The sequence below is a fragment of the Micromonospora sp. B006 genome, assembly GCF_003408515.1.
GTDB classification, from domain to species: domain Bacteria; phylum Actinomycetota; class Actinomycetes; order Mycobacteriales; family Micromonosporaceae; genus Micromonospora; species Micromonospora echinospora_A.
In genome coordinates, this window is sequence record NZ_CP030865.1 from 1889576 (window position 1) to 1906337 (window position 16762).

17 protein-coding genes and 1 tRNA gene are annotated in these 16762 nt (G+C 72.5%); 9 read left to right on the plus strand and 9 right to left on the minus strand.

Translation table 11 applies throughout. The features are described from left to right. The gene (locus MicB006_RS09100; protein ID WP_116505223.1) at nt 1-1242 is read left to right on the plus strand and encodes an APC family permease; all 1242 of its coding nucleotides are present in this window, start codon (nt 1-3) and stop codon (nt 1240-1242) included. 9 nt (nt 1243-1251) lie between these two features. Here the strand turns inward: MicB006_RS09100 and MicB006_RS09105 are convergent, their stop codons facing one another. Beyond that, a complete protein-coding gene (locus tag MicB006_RS09105) occupies nt 1252-3036 on the minus strand; it encodes a TrkA family potassium uptake protein (RefSeq protein WP_370013436.1) in 1785 nt (594 codons plus the stop codon). 87 nt (nt 3037-3123) lie between these two features. On the opposite strand from MicB006_RS09105, the gene MicB006_RS09110 reads away from it, so the two are divergent. From MicB006_RS09110 to MicB006_RS09125, 4 genes are all read left to right on the plus strand, one after another. Beyond that, nucleotides 3124-3603, plus strand: coding sequence for an MSMEG_6728 family protein (locus MicB006_RS09110; RefSeq protein WP_116505225.1), 480 nt, complete (start codon nt 3124-3126; stop codon nt 3601-3603). A 166-nt stretch (nt 3604-3769) separates the two neighbouring features. After that, the gene (locus MicB006_RS09115) at nt 3770-5314 is read left to right on the plus strand and encodes an FAD-dependent oxidoreductase (protein WP_116505227.1); all 1545 of its coding nucleotides are present in this window, start codon (nt 3770-3772) and stop codon (nt 5312-5314) included. 54 nt (nt 5315-5368) lie between these two features. Beyond that, nucleotides 5369-6505, plus strand: a complete 1137-nt coding sequence (locus MicB006_RS09120) for a hypothetical protein (RefSeq protein ID WP_116505229.1) — start codon at nt 5369-5371, stop codon at nt 6503-6505. A 178-nt stretch (nt 6506-6683) separates the two neighbouring features. Further along, entirely contained in the window at nt 6684-7124 is a 441-nt protein-coding gene (locus tag MicB006_RS09125) for an HNH endonuclease (protein ID WP_043327959.1), read from the plus strand. An 86-nt stretch (nt 7125-7210) separates the two neighbouring features. On the opposite strand, the gene MicB006_RS09130 is transcribed toward MicB006_RS09125, so the two are convergent. Both MicB006_RS09130 and MicB006_RS09135 read right to left on the minus strand, forming a co-directional pair. Continuing rightward, nucleotides 7211-7978, minus strand: coding sequence for an enoyl-CoA hydratase/isomerase family protein (locus tag MicB006_RS09130; protein WP_116505230.1), 768 nt, complete (start codon nt 7976-7978; stop codon nt 7211-7213). Between the two features lie 76 nt (nt 7979-8054). Further along, a complete protein-coding gene (locus tag MicB006_RS09135; protein ID WP_116505232.1) occupies nt 8055-10454 on the minus strand; it encodes a M4 family metallopeptidase in 2400 nt (799 codons plus the stop codon). Between the two features lie 188 nt (nt 10455-10642). Here MicB006_RS09135 and MicB006_RS09140 point away from each other — a divergent pair, with 188 nt between their 5' ends. Both MicB006_RS09140 and MicB006_RS09145 read left to right on the plus strand, forming a co-directional pair. Next, nucleotides 10643-11074 carry a hypothetical protein gene (locus tag MicB006_RS09140; protein WP_116505234.1) on the plus strand — a complete coding sequence of 144 codons (432 nt, stop codon included), beginning with the start codon at nt 10643-10645 and terminating at the stop codon, nt 11072-11074. An 80-nt stretch (nt 11075-11154) separates the two neighbouring features. Continuing rightward, nucleotides 11155-11811, plus strand: coding sequence for a type 1 glutamine amidotransferase domain-containing protein (locus MicB006_RS09145; RefSeq protein WP_225980684.1), 657 nt, complete (start codon nt 11155-11157; stop codon nt 11809-11811). A gap of 8 nt (nt 11812-11819) precedes the next feature. Here MicB006_RS09145 and MicB006_RS09150 read toward each other — a convergent pair whose 3' ends face one another. From MicB006_RS09150 to MicB006_RS09160, 3 genes are read right to left on the minus strand one after another with little or no spacing between them, the layout of a single operon-like run. Then, nucleotides 11820-12431, minus strand: coding sequence for a histidine phosphatase family protein (locus tag MicB006_RS09150; protein WP_116511281.1), 612 nt, complete (start codon nt 12429-12431; stop codon nt 11820-11822). Between the two features lie 49 nt (nt 12432-12480). Then, nucleotides 12481-12900: a VOC family protein gene (locus MicB006_RS09155; protein WP_043327953.1), complete on the minus strand. Its 420-nt coding sequence runs from the start codon at nt 12898-12900 to the stop codon at nt 12481-12483. A 35-nt stretch (nt 12901-12935) separates the two neighbouring features. Next, the gene (locus MicB006_RS09160; RefSeq protein WP_116505238.1) at nt 12936-13337 is read right to left on the minus strand and encodes a helix-turn-helix domain-containing protein; all 402 of its coding nucleotides are present in this window, start codon (nt 13335-13337) and stop codon (nt 12936-12938) included. Nucleotides 13338-13563: 226 nt separating this feature from the next. Between MicB006_RS09160 and MicB006_RS09165 the strand changes: the two genes are divergently transcribed. Further along, nucleotides 13564-14478 (plus strand): hypothetical protein, encoded by a 915-nt coding sequence (locus tag MicB006_RS09165; RefSeq protein WP_116505239.1) that lies wholly within the window; start codon nt 13564-13566, stop codon nt 14476-14478. A 108-nt stretch (nt 14479-14586) separates the two neighbouring features. Here the strand turns inward: MicB006_RS09165 and MicB006_RS09170 are convergent, their stop codons facing one another. After that, complete coding sequence (locus MicB006_RS09170) at nt 14587-15258, minus strand: HNH endonuclease family protein (RefSeq protein WP_116505241.1); 672 nt, start codon at nt 15256-15258, stop codon at nt 14587-14589. 187 nt (nt 15259-15445) lie between these two features. Between MicB006_RS09170 and MicB006_RS31805 the strand changes: the two genes are divergently transcribed. Further along, nucleotides 15446-15589: a hypothetical protein gene (locus MicB006_RS31805; protein ID WP_161565915.1), complete on the plus strand. Its 144-nt coding sequence runs from the start codon at nt 15446-15448 to the stop codon at nt 15587-15589. Between the two features lie 47 nt (nt 15590-15636). Here MicB006_RS31805 and MicB006_RS09175 read toward each other — a convergent pair whose 3' ends face one another. Beyond that, nucleotides 15637-16464, minus strand: a complete 828-nt coding sequence (locus tag MicB006_RS09175; RefSeq protein ID WP_116505243.1) for a hypothetical protein — start codon at nt 16462-16464, stop codon at nt 15637-15639. A 96-nt stretch (nt 16465-16560) separates the two neighbouring features. Beyond that, nucleotides 16561-16637, minus strand: a tRNA-Thr gene (locus MicB006_RS09180). Between the last annotated feature and the right edge of the window lie 125 nt (nt 16638-16762).

Genomic DNA, 16762 nt, shown 5'->3' on the forward strand with positions numbered 1-16762 from the left:
GTGGAACAGCTGGCACGGCGACTCGGCGTACCGGACGCGGTCGTCATCGGTCTCGGCTCGATGCTCGGCGCGGGCGTCTTCGTGGTCTTCGCCCCCGCCGCGGCGGCGGCCGGCGGCGTCGGCCTGCTCGTGGCGCTGGCGGTGGCCGGCTTCATCGCCTACTGCAACGCCACCAGCTCGGCCCCGCTCGCCGCCCGCTACCCCGAGTCCGGCGGCACCTACGTGTACGGCCGGGAACGGCTGCACCCGTTCGCCGGTTTCCTGGCCGGCTGGGGCTTCGTGGTCGGCAAGACGGCGAGCTGCGCGGCCATGGCGCTGACCGTCGGGGCGTACCTGTGGCCGGGGCGGGCGCGGCTCGTCGCCGTCCTCGCGGTGGTGGCGGTGACGGTGGTGAACCTGCGCGGCATCGGCAAGACCGCCGCCGCCACCCGGGTCCTCGTCGCCGTGGTGCTCACAGTGCTCGCCGTGGTGGCGGTGACCGGCGCGCCGCAGGTGGCGGCCGACCAGCTCACCGCCCCCGCCGACCTCGGGGTACGCGGCGTGCTGACCGCCGCCGGGCTGCTGTTCTTCGCGTTCGCCGGGTACGCGCGCATCGCCACGCTCGGCGAGGAGGTACGCGACCCGGAGCGCACCATCCCCCGGGCGGTGCCGCTGGCGCTCGGCGCGGTACTGGCGATCTACCTGACGCTGGCGGTGGTCGCGCTCGGCGTACTGGGCGCCGATCGGCTGGCGTCCACCGACGCGCCGCTCGTCGAGGTGGTGACCGCCGCCGGGCACCCGGGGCTGGCCTGGCTGGTCCGGGCCGGCGCGGCGGTGGCGGTCACCGGGGTGCTGCTCTCCCTGCTCGCCGGCGTCGGCCGCACCTCGCTCGCGATGGCCCGCCGCCGGGATCTGCCGGGCGCGCTGGCAGCGGTGCACCCGCGCCACCGGGTGCCGCACCGCGCCGAACTGGCCGTGGCCGTCGTGGTGGTCGCCGTCGTCGCGGTGGGCGACGTCCGGGGCGCGATCGGCTTCTCCAGCTGCACCGTGCTGGTCTACTACGCGATCACCAACGCGGCGGCGCTGACGCTCGGCCGGGACCCGGACCGGCGCGTCCCGGCACGGCTGCTCGCCGCACTGGGGCTGGTCGGCTGCCTGGTGCTGGCGGTCAACCTGCCCCTGCCGAACGTGCTCGCCGGGTTCGGTGTGCTCGCCCTCGGCGCGCTCGGGTACGCGATCCGCCGCCGTCTGCGACCTGCCTGACGCGGCCGGTCACTCCTCCGGGCGCCGCGCGGCGGGTGGACCGGCGGGCGCCGGTGGCGGCGCGGGCGTCGTCTCCCGGAGCAGCGCGGTCAGCCCGGCCCGCCGGGCCACCACTGTCAACCGGTCACCGGCCTGGATCACCATGCGCGGATCGGCCGTCCAGTCGGCCTTCTGGTTCGGCCGGGTGTAGGCGAGCAGGCGTACCTCGCCGGGCCGGGCCACCGCGCTCAGCGGACGCCCGTCCAGCGGCGAACCCGCCACCACCGGCACCTCGGTGACCAGCAGCGCGTGCCGGTCGACCGGGATGGTGGCGACGACCGCGCGGTCCAGCAGGGCCGCCGCGAACGACGGCGCGGCCAGATAGGACACGCTGCGCGAGATGCCGATGCCGAACGCCTGCTGGATCCGCTCGGCGAAGTCGCCGTCGAACAACCGCAGCACCACCCGCAGGTCCGGGTCCAGCGACCGGGCGATCAGCGCGGCACGCAGGTTCGTCCCGTCGTCGGTGGAGACCACCACCAGGGCCTGGCAGGTGTCGACCGAGGCGGACCGCAGCGTCTCCTCCCGGCCGGCGTCGCCGACGATCAGCGGTACCCCCAGCCGGTGCGCCAGCGCGGCGCCTCGCGCGTCGGCGTTCCTGTCGATCGCCACCACCTCGACGCCGAAGTCGTGCAGCTGAGCCATCACCCGGGTACCGATGTTGCCCAGCCCGACCAGCACCACGTGCCCGGAACGGTCCGGCTGGACCCGCCCGGCGTGCAGGGCCAGCCGGGCGTTGACGACGCCGTCGACCACGGCGGCCGTGATCAGCGGGATCAGCGCCAGCCCGGCCAGGTTGAGCACCACCTGCATGACCTGGGCGGCGACCGCCTTGTTGACGTCCGGGTCCTGGCCGGTGAGCGTGGTGACCAGCGTCAGGTAGACCGCCTCGCTCCAGCTGACGTCGGCGGCCCGGGCGTTGAGCCAGCCCAGCACCGCGATCACCCCGAGCAGCACCAGCACCGCGATACCGATCTTGCGGGTGGCGAAGTGCCGGACCGCGCGCAGCAGCACCGCCCCCGGCTGCCGTCGCCGCCGCGCCCGTACCAGCCGCCGCGCGGCCACCTCGGTGCCCGCCGGCCGCCCGGTCGCCTCGGCCAGCACCACGTCGGCCGCCGCCTCGTCGGCAGGGAGCACCCGCACCAGGTCCGGGTCGGTGGTGACGGCCAGGCCGCAGACCACGTCCTGCGGGCGTACGTCGTCGCGGCGCGCCACGTAGAGCGTGCGCCCGGCGTGCCGGAAGTGGGTGGGCGCCACCTCGCCCAGCGCGGCGGCGACGAAGGCGGGCGCGGCCATCGAGGCGTCGGAGAGCACCGCCGAGTCGGGGAAGAGCTGCCGCAGCCCGTCGGCCAGGTTGGTGTTGAACATGCGCACCACCAGGCGCAGCCGGGACTCGACCTCCTGGGCGCAGAGCGCGGCGTGCATGTTGCCCACGTCGTCCTGGTTCAGCAGGGCCAGCCCGGCCGCGCCCGCCAGCCCGGCCCGGCGGAACGCCGCCTCGTCGAGCCGTTCGGCGGTGACGACCCGTACCCCCGGCACGTCCCGCCCGTCCGGGCCATCGGCCCGGCGGCGGCCCGGCACCACGAGCGTGACCCGCACCCGCCCCTCGGCGCTGTCGGTGGCGAGCAGCGACCGGACCACCCAGTAGGCGAGCGGATCGGACCCGCAGACCACGAAGTGGGGGCGTTCGTCACCGTTCATCCGGAGCCGCCAGCCGGTCGCGCGGCGCGCGCGGTCACGCAGTGGCTCGGCCATGTCCGGATCGTAGTCAGCCGCTCGCGATGTGCGCAGCCCCGGCGATCATGAACGCATGGCGGGGCCGGGTACGGGTAGAGCACCGGCATGCAGACGTTCCTGCCGTATCCGGACTTCCTGGCCAGCGCCCGGACGCTGGACCAGAAGCGGCTGGGCAAACAGCGCGTCGAGGCGATCCAGGTGCTGCGCGGCCTGACCCGGCCGGACTACGGCTGGCGCAACCATCCGGCGGTGAAGACGTGGGCCGGGTACGAGGAGGCGCTGACCCGGTACGGGCTGGACATGTGCGCGGTGTGGTGCGAGCCGGGCCGGGCCGACACCTGCGCCGGCACGCTCGCCACCGACCTCGCCACCGCCTGCGGGATCGCGGTGATCCGCACCCAGGACGAACTGGCCGCCGCCGGTGAGCTGCCCCCCTGGTTGGGCCGCGACGACCTGCATCGCAGCCACCGGTCGTCGCTGCTGCGCAAGGACCCGGTCCACTATGCATCGTTGTTCACCGACGTCTCCCCCGACCTCGAGTACGTCTGGCCCCCCTCCGACCGCCCCCGCCGCTGCCTTGGGTGAAAGGAAGGGCCCCTTGTTAACACCTCCCCCCAGCGCCCCGCGCGGCGCACGCAGCGCGCGGGCCGCCCGGCGTTAAGAAGGGCCCCCGCACATCCGTATGCGTTAAAAAGGGCCCCTTCCTTTCACCTCAGGCAGACTGGGGGGACCACCGACTGGAGGAAGCCCCGTGGGTCTGTCGCAAGTGGTAGGTCGCCTGATCGGCGTACGCGAGCACGTGGTGGACCCGGGCGGCGGTGGCGCCCCCCGCGTGCCGCGACCGGTGCCGGCGCTGGTGGTCGGCGGCGGCATCGCCGGCATGTCGGCGGCGGTGGTGCTGGCCGAGCGCGGGGTGGCGGTGACAGTGCTGGAGGCCGCGCCGCACCTCGGCGGACGGCTCGGCGCCTGGCCGGAGGAGCTGCCCGACGGCGCCCAGCGCAACGAGCACGGCTTCCACGCGTTCTTCCGGCAGTACTGGAACTGGCGGTCGATCCTGCGCCGGGTCGACCCGGAGCTGGGCTTCCTCAAGCCGATCCCGGGCTACCCGATCCTGTCCGAGCAGTGGCCGACCGAGGAGTTCGGCAAGCTGCCGCCCGCGCCACCGGCGAACCTGCTGGCGCTGCTGCTGCGCAGTCCCAGCCTGCGCCTGGCGGACCTGCGGTCGATGGACCGGGACGCCGCGCTGCCGCTGCTCACCTACGACCCGGTACGCACCTACGAGGAGTTCGACGAGCGCACGGCGGACGAGCTGCTCACCTCGCTGCGGCTGCCGGACCGGGCGCGGGCCATGTTGTTCGAGGTCTTCTCGCACTCGTTCTTCAACCACGAGGCGGAGATGTCGGCCGCCGAGATGATCGCCCAGTTCCACTTCTATCTGCTCGGGAACCCGGAGGGGCTGGCGTTCGACTGCCCGGACCGGGACTACGCGACGGCGATCTGGGAGCCGCTGACCCGCCACGTGGAGAAGCACGGCGGCCGGGTGCTGACCGGCGCTCCGGCTGCCCGGCTGGACCGTACCCCGGCCGGCTGGCGCGTCACCGGCGCGGACGGCGACGTCTGGGAGGCGCCGCACGTGGTGCTCGCGGTGGACCCGCCGGCGCTCGCCGCGCTGGTCGCCGCCTCGCCCGGCCTGGTCGCGGCGGCGCCCGAGCTGGTGGCGCGGATGCCCGCGTTCGGCACGGCCGGGCCGCCGTACGCGGTGGCGCGGTATTGGATGGACGGGGACGTCGGCCCGGACCGGGCGGTGTTCAGTGGCGTCTCCCGGCAGCCCACGCTGGACTCGGTGACGCTCTACCACCGGCTGGAGGACGAGCCCCGCCGCTGGGCCGAGCGGACCGGCGGCTCGGTGGTGGAGCTGCACGCGTACGCCTGCGAGCCGGACGTGCCGGCCGACGAGCTGGCCGCGCGGATGCTGCGGGAGCTGACCGCGCTCTGGCCGGAGGTGTCCGACCTGCGGGTACGCGAGCTGCGCGCCCGGGTCGAGGCGCAGGCCCCGGCGTTCACGCCTGGTAGCCACGCCGGTCGTCCGGGGGTGGAGACCGATGCGGCGGGCCTCTATCTGGCCGGGGACGGCATCCGGACGGAGTTCCCGAGCGCGCTGATGGAACGGTCGGCGGCCACCGGGATCATCGCGGCGAACCACATCCTGCGCGCCGAGGGTGCGGCGGCCGAGCCGGTCCGGTCGATCCGCCCGCGCGGCCTGCTGGCCGGCAGGGTGGGCTCGAAACGGTCATAGGCGGTCAAAAACGGCTCTACGCTCGACTAATCCGGTGACACGGGAGGTCGGGCGGTGAGCACCGCGACGCGGGAGCGGCGCAACGAGGAGCACGGGACACCGCGGGACGAACGGACCGTGGTGGTCACCGCGCTGCGACTCGGCTGGTCGATGGCGGACGCCTACCACCACGCGCAGACCGCCGACCTGACCGACGACGGAAACCGGCCGGTGGCCGCGCCGCCGAAACTGTCGAACCTGACCGAGCTGGCCGGGTGGCACCGGCTCGGCATGTACCTGGACGGCGTGGACGTGGCGCTGGCCCAGATCGCGCCGCTCACTCCGGCCGGTCGTACCGCGCCGTCCACCGCCGCCGCCCGCCGCGCCACCGGCCCCGACCGGGAACCGCTGCTGCGCGCGCTCGACGACCTCAACATCGACGTGCTGCGCTGGACGATGGCGACGAACCACCGGGTGGGCGTGGCGTACCGGCTGGGGCGCTCACTCGCCGACACCGTGCGGCGCGGCGACGCCGACCGGCTTCCCGGCCGGTTCGGTGGCCGGCACCTCCAGATCAGCAGGTGGCTCGACGAGCTGGCGAGCGTGCTGCCGCCGTACTCGGCAGCCGTGGTGCGCCGCTCACTGGCGGCGTGGGCCACAGCGGTCGGCCGCGCCACGGTGGGCGACCCGGGCGAGGCCGGTCTCGCCGACCTCGCCCGGGAGCTGCGCAACCAGGGCGACCTGTGGCAGGACGTGCTCACCGGCGGCCTGCACCCGCGTGACCTGCTGGACGAGGAGAACTGGGCGGTGATCGCCCGCAACGTCGTCATCCGGGACCGGAAGCTGGTGGCGCAGGCGGCACGGGGAATCTTCTGGCCGGTGCTGGTGCCACTGCTGGTGGTGCTGCTCGCGGTGGTGGGCGTCAGCGCCGCCGCAGCGGCCGGCTCCCCCACCACCCGGGCGGCGGTGGCGCTCGTCGGCCTCGGCGCCGGGCTCACAGCGATCTGGCGGTCGATCTCCACGCCGACGCTGTCGGTGGCCGCCGAGGTGAACCGCCCGCTGCTGGACAGCGAGCTGGTGGTGCAGATGACCGCCCGGATCGACCGGCCGCTCGCCGCCGCGCGAAGCGCCGGACGGGCCGGACGGCAGCGGAGGCCCGTCGACGACGGATCGAAATACGTTGCCCAGGATTCCCGAATCGATCTACCGTGACCACGCAAGGTCAACCACCGCTACGGGAGCCGTCCATGTCGCTGCGATACGCCACCACGATGACGTCGTGGCCGCTCGGCGACGGCTGCCGGGAACACGGTCCCTGGCCCGGAGAGCACGACTGACGCCTCGCGCGTCCCCGTCGTCGCCGTACCGCCGATCGTGAAGGGAGAGCCCGGTGGACGCCGTCCTCGTCATCAACGCCGACCTCGGCCCGCTGCACCGGGTCACCGTCAAGCACGCGATCCGGATGCTGTGCCGCCGGGTCGCCGAGATCCACGAGGCCGAGCCGGACCGGGTGATCGGCGTCTTCCCACTGCCCCGGGTGGTGCGCCTCGTCCGGTACGTGGTGACCCGCTGGCGGTTCAGCGCCGGCCCGGCCTGGTCGCGGGCCGGGGTGCTGGCGCGCGACCGGCGGCGCTGCGCCTACTGCGACGGCGCGGCCAGCACGATCGACCACGTCCTGCCCCGCTCGCGCGGTGGCCGGAACACCTGGGGGAACACCACCGCCGCCTGCTACGCGTGCAACCAGCGCAAGGGTGACCGGACCCCGGCCGAGGCGGGCATGCCGCTGCGGCGGGCGCCGGTGACACCGAGCTGGGCCGCGCTGGCGCGGTGACGGACGGCCGGCGGGCACAGGGGGCGGTGCCGGGGTACGCCCCGGCGCGGCGCCCGCCGGCCCTCGTCCGCTGCCCGCCCGGGCGGTCAGTGGGTTTCCGGCGGGGTCCAGCCGAAGCGCGGCGGACGCCGCTCGTTGATGGCCGCCACGCCCTCGCGGGCCTCGCCGCTGCCCCGCACCTGGCCGTGCCACCACGCGAGCCGGTCGGCGTCGGCGCGCCCGTCGATGATCTCCTTGGCGGCGGCCACCGTGAGCCGGGAGCGCTCGGCGATGGTGGCGGTCAGCGCCGACACCCGCCCGGCCAGGTCCCCGCCCGGCAGCACCTCGTCCACCAGGCCGATCCGCAGCGCCCGCTCGGTGTCGACCAGCTCGCTGCTGAACAGCAGGTGCTTGGCGGCGGACGGGCCGACGAGCGCGGCCAGCCGGCGGGTGGTCGGCGCCGGGTAGACCAGGCCGAGCCGGGCCGGGGGTACGCCGAACCGGGCGTCCGCGGCGGCCAGGCGCAGGTCGCAGGCGACGGCGAGCTGGCAGCCGCCGCCCACGCAGGCGCCCTCGATGGCGGCAACCGTGGGACGGCCGAATGCGGCGAGCCGTTCCTCGGCGGCCACCGCGATGCTGCCGTCACCGGCGGCCAGCAGCTCGTCCAGGTCGCCGAGGTCGGCCCCGGCGCAGAACGTGCCGGCCGCGCCGGTGAGCACCAGCACCCGTACCGCCGGGTCGGCCTCCAGGCCGTCGAGCAGCACCGGAAGCTGCCGCCACATGGCCGGGGTCATGGCGTTGCGCCGGGCCGGGTTGTGGATGACCACCGTTGCCACGGGGCCGTCCACCCTGACGGTGAGTTCCGCGTCGGACATGGTGCGACCGTAACGGGCGGGGCCCGGCGACCACCCGCGTGGGGTGGCCGCCGGGCCCCGGGGTCGGGCGGTCAGGTCAGGAGACGTTGACAGCGGTGTCGTCGAGCACGAACGAGGTCTGCAGCGAGCTGTCCTCGGTGCCGGTGAACTTCAGCGTGACGGTCTGCCCGGCGTACGACGCCAGGGAGAACGACTTCTGGCTGTAGCCGCTGGCCTTGTTCAGGTTCGAGTAGGTCGCCAGCGTGGCCAGCACCGAACCGGAGGAGCTGAGCACCTGCACGTTCAGCTTGTCGTACTGGACGCTGCTGGTGGTCTCGGCCGAGTCGATGTGCAGCCAGAACGAGAAGGTGTACGCGGAGCAGCCGCTCGGCAGGCTCACCGACTGCGACAGCGAGTCGGTGCGGGTGCTGCCGTAGCCGTTCAGCCAGGCGTTCCACGTACCGGTGCGGGTCGGCTGGCCCTGCGAGCCGTACTGGCCGATCACGCCGGAGGTGGAGGTCCAGACCGTGTTGCCGGACTCGAAGCCCGGGTTGCCGAGCTTCTGGCCCGCGCCGGTGCAGCCGCCGCCCGTGCCGGTCACCGTCAGCGAGAACGTGGCGGTCTTCGTGCCGGACGCCGCGCTGCCGGTGACGGTCACCGAGTAGGTGCCGGTCGGCGTGCTGGAGCTGGTGGAGATGGTGAGCGTGGACGAGCCGCCCGAGGTCACCGAGGAGGGGCTGAACGACGCGGTGGCGCCGGTCGGCAGGCCGGACGCGGAGAACGTCACGGTCTGCGCGCTGCCGTTGGTGGTGGACGTGGCGACGGTGGCGGTGACCGAACCACCCGCGGTGACCGACCCGGCGGTCGGCGAGAGCGAGACGGAGAAGTCGTTGCCGGTGGAGCTGCACGGCGCGTCGTTACCGGCGACGTTCACAGCGGTCCAGGCGGCCTGGACGGTCTTGTACTCGGTGGAGCAGTTGCCGTACAGGTCGGTCGCGGCCCGCAGGGTGTACGCGCGGGAGGTGTTGGCCGGGTTGCTGGTGTTGACGTACGAGGTGTTCGAGGTGAAGTACACGTCGAGCGCCCGGTACCAGATCTTCTCCGCCTTGGTGCGGCCGATGCCGGTGACCGCCGGGGCCGAGCCGCAGACCGGCGAGGTGCCGTACGCGGTGGCGCCGGTGCCCTCGGCGAGGTTGAAGAAGAAGTGGTTGCCGACGCCGGAGGAGTAGTGCACGTCCTTGTTCTTCGTGCTGGTGGACCAGCAGGAGTCGGACGAGCCGTCCAGCGACGGGTTGTACATGTAGCGCAGCGGCGTACCGTTGCCGTTGATGTTGATCTTCTCACCGACCTGGTAGTCACCCGGGTCGCTCGGCGCGGCGGCGTAGAACTCCACCATGTTGCCGAAGATGTCGCTGGTGGACTCGTTGAGGCCACCGGACTCGCCGGAGTAGACCAGACCGGCCAGCGCCTCGGTGACGCCGTGGCTCATCTCGTGGCCGGCGACGTCCAGCGAGACCAGCGGGCGGGAGTTGCCCGAGCCGTCGCCGTAGGTCATCTGGGCCCCGTCCCAGAACGCGTTGACGTAGTTGTTGCCGTAGTGCACCCGGCTCGGCACGCCCTGGCCGTTGCCGAAGATGCCGTTGCGGCCGTGCACGTTCTTGAAGTAGTCGAACGTCTTGGCGGCGCCGAAGTGGGCGTCCACCGCGGCCGACTGCCGGTTCGAGGTGGCGCCGTTACCCCACGCGTTGTCCGCGTCGGTGAACGTGGTGCAGGTGGAGGTCCCGTTGTTCATGTCGCAGGTACGGCCGTTGCCACGCACCGGGTCGATCATCTGGTACGTGCTGCCGGAGAGCGTGGTGTCGATGGTGACCGAGCCGCTGTAGACGCCCTGGCCGGTGCCGGCCACCGTCTCGATCTCGTCGTACGAGCCGATCACCTTGCCGGTGGTGGCGTCGGTGACGACGTGCAGCTTCGACGGGGTCTGCTTGTCCGCCTTCCAGCCGGTCGCGACGGTCTCCCAGGCGAGGCGGCCCTTGCCGCTGCTGGCGTCGACGAACAGCTCTGGCGCGCCGACCGAGGTGAGCGAGCCGGAGAACGTCTTGCGGGCGCTGGCCTTGGCCGCCTCCGCGCCGACCTTCGCGGTGGTGCTCAGGGTCAGCGGGGCGTCGAGGCTGACCGACGCGCTGGTCATGGTGCCGTTCGGGGCAGTGTGGATGACGAAGTCACCGCCGTACACCCGGAGGCCCTGGTAGGTCCGGCTGTACCGGGTGTGCGCCGCCCCGGAGGGGTCGACCTTGGTGCGGACGGCCTGATAGGCCTCACCGCTGGCGCCCTTGACGACGCCGGGGTTGGCGCGCAGCAGGCTCGCGGCCTGGGCTACGGCCGACGTCTCGGGGCTGGGGGCGCTTGGCGCTGCCGCTTGCGCCGAAGTGGTGACGCAGGCCAGCACGCTGCTGGTGAGCAGCGCTGCGCTGACGGCGGCGACGGATCTTTTCACGGGCCCTCCTGGAAGGCGAAGTTGTGACGGGGGTAGTCACTGATGTAGATATAGCGATACATCGAAGAACGTGAAAGAGGCTGGCGAGAACCCGCCGGAGACACTGACCGAACGGATGAGGAGGACCGGTGGGCCGGAACCGGGTGGTCCCGTCGCGCGTCCGAACCGGTATGAGAGCTGCCCCCGCCATGGCGGCCGTCGCCGCCCTTCTCGTCCCGCTCGCCGGCTGCGCCCGCACCGACGCGCCACCCGTCATCACGGACGGCCCTTCGCCGCCGGCCACCGAGGTCGTACTCGTGAAGTCGGGCGGCATCGCCGGGCTGACCGACACCGTCCGGGTCGGGCCGGACGGCCACTGGACCCGCACCGACCGCGCCGGCGGCTCCCGCGAGGGGCAGCTCGCCGCGGAGAAACTCACCCGGCTGCGGCAGCTCGCGGCCGACCCCCGCCTGGCCGCCGAAGCCGCCGTCACCGTGCCGGCGACCATGTGCGCCGACGCGTTCAGCTACCGGCTCACCGTCGGGCCCAACCAGGTCAGCTACGTGGACTGCCCGCCGCAGGCCAAGCCACCGGCCGTCACGGCGCAGGTGGTGGACCTGCTCAACGGTGCCACCGGCTGACCGGCGCCGATTTCAAACCCGATCCGGCTGTGACATCGGCCTATGGCCGGCCGACCGGCGGCGGGGCCAGCATGGAAGGCATGACTCGCGCACTCATCGCCCTGACCAGCCACTCCGAGCTGGGCGGCACCGGCCGCTCCACCGGCTACTACGTCGGCGAGGCCGCCGAGCCGTGGGAGGTGTTCCGGGCCGCCGGATACGACGTCGACCTGGTCTCCGTGGCCGGCGGCGAACCGCCGGTCGACGGCCGGGACGAGAACGACAGCACCCAGAACGACTTTCTCGCCACCGCCGGCGTCACCGACACCCCGAAGGCCGCCGACGTCGACCCGGCCGGGTACGACGTGATCGTCTTCGCCGGCGGGCACGGCACCATGTGGGACTTTCCCGACGACCCCGACCTGGCCCGGATCGCCCGCTCGGTCTACGAGCGCGGCGGCGTGGTTGCCGCCGTCTGCCACGGCCCGTCGGCGCTGGTGAACCTGACCCTCACCGACGGCTCGCGCCTGATCGCCGGCAAGCGGGTCGCCGGCTTCACCAACAGCGAGGAGGCGGCCGTCGGCCTCACCGACGAGGTGCCGTTCCTGCTCGCCGACAAGCTCACCGAGGCCGGCGCGCAGCACGTGGCGGCGCCGGACTTCACCGAGCACGTGGTGATCGACGGACGCCTGGTGACCGGCCAGAACCCGCAGTCCGCCCGCGCGGTGGCCGACGCCGTGGTGAAGCTGCTCGCCTGAGCGCCGGGTCAGAACCGGTAGTCGTCGGGCAGGCCGGTGGCGCGCAGCTCGGGTGGCAGGTGGGCGACGTCGTTCAGCGCGACGAGCGTCGGCGGGCCACCCGAGCTGTAGCGGATCACCGTCAGCCCGCAGTTCTGCTGGTTGAGCCCGATCCAGCGGCGCTCCGGCGCCTCCAGCGCGTCCCGCACCAGCCAGGCGACCAGGAAGTTGTGGGTGACGACCAGCTCACGTACGTCACCCTCCGCGGGGGCGGCGGCGAACCGGGCCGCCGCCTCCGCCGTCACCCGCGGCCCGTCGCGCCGCTCCCGCTCGGTGAACCCGGCCAGGAACGCCGCGTACCGCTCGGGCAGGCCCGCCGGGTCGGTGTCGTGCGGCATGTGGTCGCCGGCCCGGTCGTCCTCGCGTACCGGAACACCCGGCAGCGACGCCGCGACCAGCGCGGCCGTCTCCGCGGCCCGGCGGGCCGGCCCATGGTGTACGGCGGCGAAGCGCGTGCCGCGCAGGCGCTCCCCCAGCAGCGTCGCCTGCCGCCGGCCGCGCTCCGACAGGCCGGTGTCCGCCTCCTCCTCCGGCCGGTCCTGCTCGCCGTGGCGGACCAGGTAGAGCAGGCGGCTGGGCATCGGCACCTCCACGGTCAGGGACCGCGAGACTAGCCCTCCGCCGCGCCGTTCACTGCCCCTGGCGCATCTGCCCGATCCGGATCCGGTTGCCGAACGGGTCGCGGATGCCGAAGTCGATCCCGTACGGCCGGTCGGTCGGCTCGTCGGTCACCTCCACGCCCTTCGCGACCAGATCCGCGTACGTCTTGTGCGCGTCGTCCGTGGTGAAGAAGAGGAAGCCGCCCGCAGCGCCCTTGGTCAGCAACTCCCGGACCTGCTCGGCGGTCTTCGGGTCCAGGGCCGGCGGGCCCGGCTTCTCCAGCAGGATCTCCCGGCCCGGGTCGCCCGGCACGTTCACGGTGAGCCAGCGCATGAAGCCGAGGTCCTGGTCGGTGCTGACCTCCAAGCCGAGCTTCCCGACGTAGAAGTCGAGCGCCTCGTCCTGGTCGAGTACGTAGATCTGCGAGCGGGAAGTCGAAGTCATCGTCATGCCGATGACGCTAGAGCAGCGGATTGACCTGCTGCTTATCCAAAACTGCTCGGTCTGGTCCAGGACTTGGCGAAGCAGCTCGGCACGTCCGGCGAAGCGGTCCTACGACGCCGGTAGTCCGAGGGCGACTCACCGACGATGCCGTGGAACGTCCGGCTGAACGTGCCGAGGCTGGAGAAGCCGACGGCGAGGCAGATGTCGGTGACGTCCCGCTCGGTCTCCAGCAGCAGGGCCATGGCCCGCTCCACCCGGCGCCGCTGCAGGTAGCGATGCGGGGTCTCGCCGAAGGTGGCCCGGAAGGTACGGATGAAGTGCGCCTCGGACACGTGCGCGATCCGGGCCAGCGCGGTGATGTCCAGCGGCTGCGCGTACGCCCGGTCCATCGCGTCCCGGGCGCGCAGCATCGCCCGGTTGGACTCCTCGACCGCTCTGCTCACGCCGTCCCCCCGCCGGCCAGCCTACCGAAACGGGACCCCGAACACGGTCCTCGATGCGCGGGCCACCGCTGGTGGCCTGGGCCTACGCGCCAGTCGCCGTCCGGTTGCAGTGAAGCCGTGTCGGTTACCCGATGTGATCGCGGGACCACGCACGCCGACGGCAGGTGCGAGCATCGATCCGTTCGCGGCGGATCGCCTGCCGCGGATCGAAGAACGGGGGTTCTTGATGCACATCAGAAGACTCACCGCCCTGGCCGGACTGGTCGGTCTGATCGCGGCGCTGCCCGTCGCGGCGGCGCCTGCCTCGGCGGCCGCGCGGCCGTCGACCGCCTCGGTGGCCGACCGGCTCGTGCTGGAGCCGACGGAGCGCGGCTACCGCGGCTCCCTCACTGTCGACCTGACCTATCGGGGCGCCGAGCCCGGCCGGGCCAGTTACGTGATCACCGAGCCGATCCCCGGCTCCTACGAGAACGTCGAATGGGGCATCAGCTGCAACAGCAGCGGAGACGTCCTCCCCGACGGGCGGACCCGCGTCGAGTGCAACGTGCCCGGAGGTGAGCTGACCTCTGGTGAACGGCGCAGCTTCACCATCGACTTCACGGTCCTGACCCCGACGCGCCCCTACGCGATGAAGGCCGGGGCGGGTCGCCTCGCCGTCAAAGTCGACGGCACCACAGTGACCGACGAGAGCTTCTCGACGCGCTTCCGCTCGACGACCGGCTCACTCGCCGACCCCCAGCCCTACGTACGCGACAGGCAGCCGGACCTGCGCGTGACCGCCCCCGACGCCGTCACCCTGGTACGGCAGCCCGACGGCATGTTCGAGGGCCGGTTGCCGGTCACCCTGCGGTACGCCGGCGACGCACCGCACGATTCCGTCTGGTACGCCGTGGAACGCGTGCCGGACGGCGTCTGGGAGCCGTGGACCGAGAGCTGCGGGATCAACTGCGTCGAGGGCGGCGCGTTCATGACCGGCGAGGAGCGCTCGCTCACGCTGATCGTCAGCGCGCCCGCCGACACTCCGGTCGGGGAACTGGGCCCGGTCGACATCCAGTTCCACCTGTCCCGGGCGATCGCTGCGGACGTCGACCCGGGGGACAACCGCATCACGTTCACCGTCAGCACGGTCGAGGCGCCCTGACCCGCGCCACCGGTTTTCGGCCGCCCCCGCCCGGTGGTTTCCCACCGGGCGGGGGCGGCCCCTGGTGTGCGCGCTGCTCTCATCCGGCCCGCACGACGGCTCCTGCGATCACGAGCCGCAGGTGTTGAGCATGCTCTGCAGTGCGGACTTCTCGGATGACTGGAGCGTCAGGCCCCAGTTGTACTTCACGGTGATCCACATCTTGCTGTAGGTGCAGCGGTACGACGTCAGGGGCGGCTGCCACGTCGAGGGGTCCTGGTCGCCCTTGGCCTGGTTGACGTTGTCGGTGACCGCGATCAGCTGCGGGCGGGTCAGGTCGTTGGCGAAGCTCTGCCGACGGCTCGTCGTCCAGGAGTTGGCTCCGGACCGCCACGCCTCCGCCAGGGGCACTACGTGGTCGATGTCGACGTCGGAGGCGGCGTACCAGGTCGCACCGTCGTAGGGGCTGTACCAGCGGCCTGAGGTGGCGGCGCAGGAGCTGCTGACCACGACGGACGTGCCGTCCCGCTTGAGGACCTGCTCGCGGGTGTTGCAGGTGCCGGTGATGGTGATCCAGTGGGGGAACAGGTCCCGCGAGTAGCCGGACATTGAGCCCTGTGCGGCCACCGTCAGCGCGTTGAGCTGCGACTGCGCCGTCGCCTGGGAGGGGATGCCGGGAGGGGTGGCCGAGGCCGGCTGCGCGTTCACGGCGGCGAGAACAGCGCCCGCGAGCGCGGCGACAGTGATCGCGGCGGCACGGCGCCGGGCACGCGGGGTGGGGGTGACGGGCGTGATCGGCATGGCGGCGACCTTTCGTCGAGGAAAGTGACAGCAACCTTCCCTGACGATCATGTCCATCGATCGTCGTCCCTGTAAAGAACAGCTGTCCGGTTGTCGAGCATCGAACCGCCCCTCATCGCCGACGTGCCGACTCCGTCGGCGTCACTCAGGGCAGCGGCGGCGTGACGGTCGTTGTATCTTCTGCGGCGTGAGCGGGGGTCGGGACGCTGGCGGCCGCAGGAGGCGGAAGCAGGTCAGCGCGGAGGAACGCGCGGTCGCCGTGGCCCTGACCGTGGTGGGCGTGACCGGCATGTTCCTCACGGACCAGGGCAGGTTGCGACCCGTCACCTGACCTGCGGTGTTGTCGGCATCTTGTCCGAAGTGCGAGGTACAGGTCCGTTAGCTGCCGTCCACCGGGTCGTCGTACGGCGGCGACACCTCGTCGTTCCAGGAACGTTTCACGTAACCGCCGGTGAGATCTTGGAGCTGCAGGTTGACCTCGATCAGGGTGTTGATTTCCTGGAGCACCTCGTCGAGATCGTCGAACGTGACCTGGAACCGGCGGTCGTAGGCGGCCATCTCGGGGATGCCATAGTCCTCGGCGACCTCAGCGGCCTCAGCGACAATCCGTGGCCCCGCGTCGAAGGTCACCTCCAACTGGGGACCATCGGACCATTGGACGGTGAATCGGTCGCTCTCCTCGGCCACCACCATCGATTTCAGGCGCTGCGAGGCGTCGGCAAGGGTGGCGGGCCCGGTGAAGTAGACCCGGAACCCAGCGCGCGGCCAGAGGTGAGACGAAACGGGATCGTCCAACAGCAGGTCGACCGCAGCGTCGATTCTGGACTCAGCTTCGGTCAGCGGCACACCCAGTTGCGAAACATGGGCGACCAGGCCCGTCGCGTCCGCCACCACGTGCCCGATCCGGTACATGGTCCGGACGAGCCCTTCAGCATCCACGTCACTGCCGCTGTGCCAGAACGGCAGATTGACGGCCGCCTCACCGGACCGGTAGCGCACCGTAATGCCGCTGGGCTGGTGCGTCAGCGTGCGGCTCGGGCCGTCCTCGCCCAGAACCACCTCGCCGACGACGTCCCGTACGCCGGAAACGATGGCGTCCCATGCCTGCGAGTCGGACGGCTCACCCGTACCCTTCCGTTCGCCGTCCGACGCCTTCAGCGAGGGCTGTCCGACGGGCTCGGGTAGCAGGATGAGATCAAGAGTCATGGCCGTCAGGCTAGGGCCTGTGACGGGCGGTGGTGACCCTCGTTGCTGTCATCCGGCCGGATCGCGGCGCTGCCGCCGCGAAATGCCTTGTGGAATTGGAGCCCCCGGCCGGGATCGAACCGGCGACATCTCGCTTACAAGGCGAGTGCTCTGGCCAGCTGAGCTACAGGGGCGCGTGCGTCGGGCTCAGCATAGCGACTGAGCCCCGGAAATCCCGCCTCGCAGGGCTCCCGAGCACGGAAAACGTCGGCATCCCGACCGGGGTGGCCGATGGATCATCGCCCGGGCACGCTCCCAA

What these genes read in the sequence shown, in the direction of transcription:
- MicB006_RS09140 (WP_116505234.1), top strand. Translation starts at nt 10,643, where the DNA reads ATGGCGGCCGTCGCCGCCCTTCTCGTCCCGCTCGCCGGCTGCGCCCGC.
- MicB006_RS09130 (WP_116505230.1), bottom strand. Translation starts at nt 7,978, where the DNA reads ATGTCCGACGCGGAACTCACCGTCAGGGTGGACGGCCCCGTGGCAACG.
- MicB006_RS09170 (WP_116505241.1), bottom strand. Translation starts at nt 15,258, where the DNA reads ATGCCGATCACGCCCGTCACCCCCACCCCGCGTGCCCGGCGCCGTGCC.
- MicB006_RS09150 (WP_116511281.1), bottom strand. Translation starts at nt 12,431, where the DNA reads ATGCCCAGCCGCCTGCTCTACCTGGTCCGCCACGGCGAGCAGGACCGG.
- MicB006_RS09165 (WP_116505239.1), top strand. Translation starts at nt 13,564, where the DNA reads ATGCACATCAGAAGACTCACCGCCCTGGCCGGACTGGTCGGTCTGATC.
- MicB006_RS09145 (WP_225980684.1), top strand. Translation starts at nt 11,155, where the DNA reads ATGACTCGCGCACTCATCGCCCTGACCAGCCACTCCGAGCTGGGCGGC.
- MicB006_RS09105 (WP_370013436.1), bottom strand. Translation starts at nt 3,036, where the DNA reads ATGGCCGAGCCACTGCGTGACCGCGCGCGCCGCGCGACCGGCTGGCGG.
- MicB006_RS09110 (WP_116505225.1), top strand. Translation starts at nt 3,124, where the DNA reads ATGCAGACGTTCCTGCCGTATCCGGACTTCCTGGCCAGCGCCCGGACG.
- MicB006_RS09155 (WP_043327953.1), bottom strand. Translation starts at nt 12,900, where the DNA reads ATGACGATGACTTCGACTTCCCGCTCGCAGATCTACGTACTCGACCAG.
- MicB006_RS09175 (WP_116505243.1), bottom strand. Translation starts at nt 16,464, where the DNA reads ATGACTCTTGATCTCATCCTGCTACCCGAGCCCGTCGGACAGCCCTCG.